Annotated in this window: 3 protein-coding genes and 1 pseudogene; all 4 read left to right on the top strand. The window is 33.1% G+C overall.

Features of this window, described 5'->3' with window-relative positions; genetic code table 11:
* A pseudogene (locus BLV99_RS17800) lies at positions 1-372 on the top strand (RepB family plasmid replication initiator protein); the annotation flags it as partial.
* 174 nt (positions 373-546) lie between these two features.
* Positions 547-2,061, top strand: a complete 1,515-nt coding sequence (gene mobV / locus BLV99_RS17795; RefSeq protein WP_092693030.1) for a MobV family relaxase — start codon at positions 547-549, stop codon at positions 2,059-2,061.
* A 35-nt stretch (positions 2,062-2,096) separates the two neighbouring features.
* Positions 2,097-2,825 (top strand): hypothetical protein, encoded by a 729-nt coding sequence (locus tag BLV99_RS17790; RefSeq protein WP_092693028.1) that lies wholly within the window; start codon positions 2,097-2,099, stop codon positions 2,823-2,825.
* A 918-nt stretch (positions 2,826-3,743) separates the two neighbouring features.
* Positions 3,744-4,465: replication initiation protein (locus BLV99_RS17785; RefSeq protein ID WP_092693026.1), on the top strand; the 722-nt coding region annotated here is incomplete at its 3' end.

Genomic DNA, 4,465 nt, shown 5'->3' with positions numbered 1-4,465 from the left:
TATCTAGAATATAGAGACTTTAAAAAGACAATTTTGAAACCGCATCTTGATTTGATCAATGAAAAAACTGAACTTTCAGTCCAGTTTAGTGCCGTCAAAAAAAATGGGCGAAAAGCCAGCCATGTTAATTTTATTGTAAGTACAAAAAAGACCCTTAAAATAGAAAAAACCGAGCAAATAAAACAAACAATTGAAAACAAAATTAGCGTTAAAGATGTGTACTCACAATTGATTAAACTTAACCTTTTAGAGCGTTTTAAAGAAAGTGCAGAATCAACTGAAGAACTACTTGAACGAATAAAATATGATTTCAAAAATGGACAAGATCAATATTGGATCTCAAAAATTGAAGAATTTGGTGCAGTTTTTTAACTTGTTAAAACAGCACTAATCCTTTTTCAGTTTGCTGAAAAAGAGGGGTCGAGGGGAGTCTCTCCTCTCGCTTACTTCTTTCGTGCGAAGCCGAAAGTATAGTAAGTATACTTATACTTCGTAAAATAATATCATCGGCTCATATACCGCTTTCAAACGGAGCTTGAGTCACGTATGACATATGCTATTTTACGGTTCGCAAAACTAAAAACGTGGGGCCAAATTGCTGGCTCTCTCTCTCATAATTATCGCATTCGTGACACTCCTAATGCAGATGAAAATAGAACGCACCTGAACGAGCACTCACACGAAACTACTCAAGACGTAAAAAATGATTTAATAGCTCGATTACCCCAAAAATATAGGAAAGATGCTGTGATGTGTCTTGAGCATCTTGTGACTTGTAGTCCTAATTGGGATGGGTGGGGGACTGAAAAAGAAGCTGAGTTTTTTGAACAGTCCAAAAAATGGCTTGAGGACAGGTACGGTAAAAAAAATGTGATAGCAACAAGCATTCATAGAGATGAAACAACTCCGCATTTGGTCGCTTATATTGTGCCTTTAGACCCTGAAACTAAGGGCTTAAATGCGAAAAAATGGACTGGAGGCAGAGAAGAACTCTCAAAAATGCAGACGAGTTTTGCCGAACAAATTGAGCATTTGGGCATAGAACGAGGTTTGAAAGGGTCGAAAGCTGAGCATGTGCCAATTTCTCGCTATTACGAAAAAGTAAATTCAGCATTTGACTACAAGATCCAAGACAACATACCTACCAAAGGGCTTTTTGAGTCTACAGAAAAATACGCTCAAAAAATCATTGAATCAGCACTACCCAACTATGAAAAGAATCGTGTTTTAGCGACTGAAACACTCGATTTAAGTAACGAAAACAAGCGACTCAGATTGAAATTAGAATCTGCAGATATTTATTTTAATGCTGTCCAATATTTAAATACCAAAAATAAGGCACACCTTGATTTTTTTATTCAAGATGAAAGCAATAAATTGCTTTTTAAACAGCAAAAACAACAAGCTGAAATTCTTGCTCAAAAGCAAGCAGAGCAAGAGTTAAAAGATAAAAAACTAAATGAATTAACGAACACATTTAGAGCTTTTGAAAGTTATCACGACAAAGAGTTTTTTAAACGTGAAAAAATTCAAAAAGATCTAAACAATAGATTGAAAAAATCAGAAAAATGGCTCTCTAAAAATAAACTTTCCGAACAAAATTTGTTTGAAACAGATCCACTCGGTCGCTCGAAATATGAAACACCTGATTTTTTCATCAGTCATTTTAATTACGAAAATCAGTACCAAAAATCAGATCTCGATTTTCAAAGACTGGTCAGCTCAAAAGTCTACGAGTTAAATGCGTTTGATGTTGTTAGTCAGCTGAGACAACTCAGCATTAACAAAAAATTGCTCTCAGATTTAACTGATTTCGATATTGCAGTTACACCAGTTTATACGGCTCATTTAAAAGAAAATGCAAAATGGGCGAATGATTATTATGAAACACAGCGTCAGAACGCACAGAATGAGCGAGAACACGCTGAACAGCAAAAACGTGATGATGAGTACCAAAGCCTTGTAAGCGAGCGTATGCGAAAAACTAGAGAGTTTGAGCGACAGAATTCTGATTATGCATCACCGAAAAAAAAGGACCAGGGAAATGATTTTTCTCCGTGATGTAATTTTATATTTCTAAATAGGGGAATTGCTTAATGATGATACATTTTGAACCTGAAATGTTTGATCCTCAAATAGTGCATGCTGTAGCGTGTTTCAAATTAGATTCTTTTAAATTTTTTCCTTTAGATTCAAAATCTCGAAACATATATTTTTATAAAAAATACATAGAATATTTAATAAAAATTGGTCGATTCAAAGATACAGAAAAATATATTAAAGAGATTTTAATAGATCATGAAATGCATGATCTTAAAAAAATTGAAAAAAATGGATATTTGGCAGGCTCAAAATTAATACATCTTTTAAGTATGGAAAATCTGGGACAGCAACCAATTTTAGAAAAAGCAAAATATGCATATCAAGAATGGAATATGTCCGCAGATAGAAGCAGCCTTAAGCATCTAAAAACAAAAGGATCGTCAAGATCAATTGAAAATACGTGGAACACGTACAAATCTGTTTCGCACCTATGGGCTATAGATATTTTCCTGCTTGAAAACGAAGTAAGTATAGAGGAATCTCAACTATCAGATTTGCCGGGAAAAAGTGTAATGGAACTCAATCAAGATTCTCGTTATTACTTAGCATATGTAAAAGCTATGGAAAAAAAATTAGATACGTTAGGACTCAAGAATTTTGATTTTATAAGACTTCCTGAATTTCCAATAGGTTTAACTCTAACAATTAAACATACTGTTAGTGCTGATCAAGTTAAAAAAATATTTTCTAATTACACTCATATTTCATCAAAAAAACAATAACTTAATGACCGCAAAAAAGTTTGCGATTTTTTGTTTATGACCATAATTTTAAAATTTTGCATATAGCCAGTTAGGAAACTCATATATGCAAATTATTATTTTTTTTAGTATTAAAGTTCGGAAGATCAATATTTATTTGTGGTCTTATTTTCTTTTAATAGATCCAATAATCTTTATAGAAAATATACTGAAATTAGATCCAAGTCTTAGTCATTTAATAGCAGTAATTATTTTAAATTTACTGTTAGGAACAAAAAAATAAGGTAAGAACAGAACGAGTGTCTACGAGTGAACTTAGAAAAGTTGCTTCACACATATTTTTCTCTGATTACAGATTATTCGCAGCATCCGGGAGTTACAGAGCGTCGATAGGCGCGAACTTTAGAGCTTTTGCTTTTTAAAAAGAATGAGCGAAGCGAATTCAATATTCTTTTGTTTTTGATCTGTGTTGATTCACAGTGAGAATAACAAAAATTGCCCCTCGAATTGAGCAAAGCGAAATTCAATAGAGTTTGAGCGTAGCGAAAACCAAGGGCAATTTCACTGCCATTTTTCTATTTTTAATCTTTTTAAAAGCTTTTATAAAGCTTTAAAAAGCTTTAAAAAGCTTTAAAAAAGCTTTACGGCATGCCTGTAATATTCATATAGCAATGCTTTCAGAGACTTAAGTGGGGGTGAAAAACTAGGTTTTGAGACTTAAGTGGGGGTGAAAAACTAGGTTTTGAGACTTAAGTGGGGGTGAAAAACTAGGTTTGGGGGGGTGAAAAACTAGGTTTGGGGGGGTGAAAAACTAGGTTTGCAACAAAGGGGGGTGAAAAACTAGGATATTTTTTAGCCTAAAAGGCTGTAATATCGACCTATTGATTTGTTAAGTGGGGGTATGTATTATTAAAATTAACCACACTTAAAATAATAGTCATGTTGAACAAAAGATTAGTATCACTTCGCAAAGTAAAAAATTTTTCAGAAACAGATAAATCTGATTTTCCACTTTCAAAAATTGACCTTAAATACCCTCCAGAACTTGCAGTTTTTCAAAACTTATTTTGGCAACTTCAGCATGAAACAGCGCCCAGTGATGACTTATTAAAAATCTTATTTTTGTTCAGCCCTAAAGTTCGTTTAACTGACAACGAACTTGATGAAAAAACTGAGTTCAGTATCTCAGCTAGAGAGTATTCCGAGCTAACTGGCATCAAAATAGAAAGTGCATATTCAGCATTAAATAAAGTAGTAGAGTCGTTGTATCAGCACAGTGTCATCTTTTTTCATACAGAAAAGCAGAGATCAATTAGAACCCGATTAATAAGTACTTGTTCATATTCAAACGGCTGTTTTTATGTTTCTTTTACTCACTTTGCATTATACGTGATGTCTGTTTTCAACAAAGAGAATCCATTTACAAAATTTACTTTAAAATCAGCTGTTTCAATGAATGGTCATGGTTTAAAACTTTACCCATTTCTTATACAAAATGCATTTCGTCAAAATTTTGATGTATCAATTGAAGACTTAAAAAGAGCATTAAGACTTAGCGAAAACTCTTATCTAGAATATAGAGACTTTAAAAAGACAATTTTGAAACCGCATCTTGATTTGATCAATGAAAAAACTGAACTTTCAGTCCAGTTTAGTGCCGT

The organism is Acinetobacter kyonggiensis (genome assembly GCF_900107285.1).
Classification (GTDB): Bacteria; Pseudomonadota; Gammaproteobacteria; order Pseudomonadales; family Moraxellaceae; genus Acinetobacter; species Acinetobacter kyonggiensis.
This window is presented reverse-complemented; position numbering and strand designations above follow the sequence as displayed.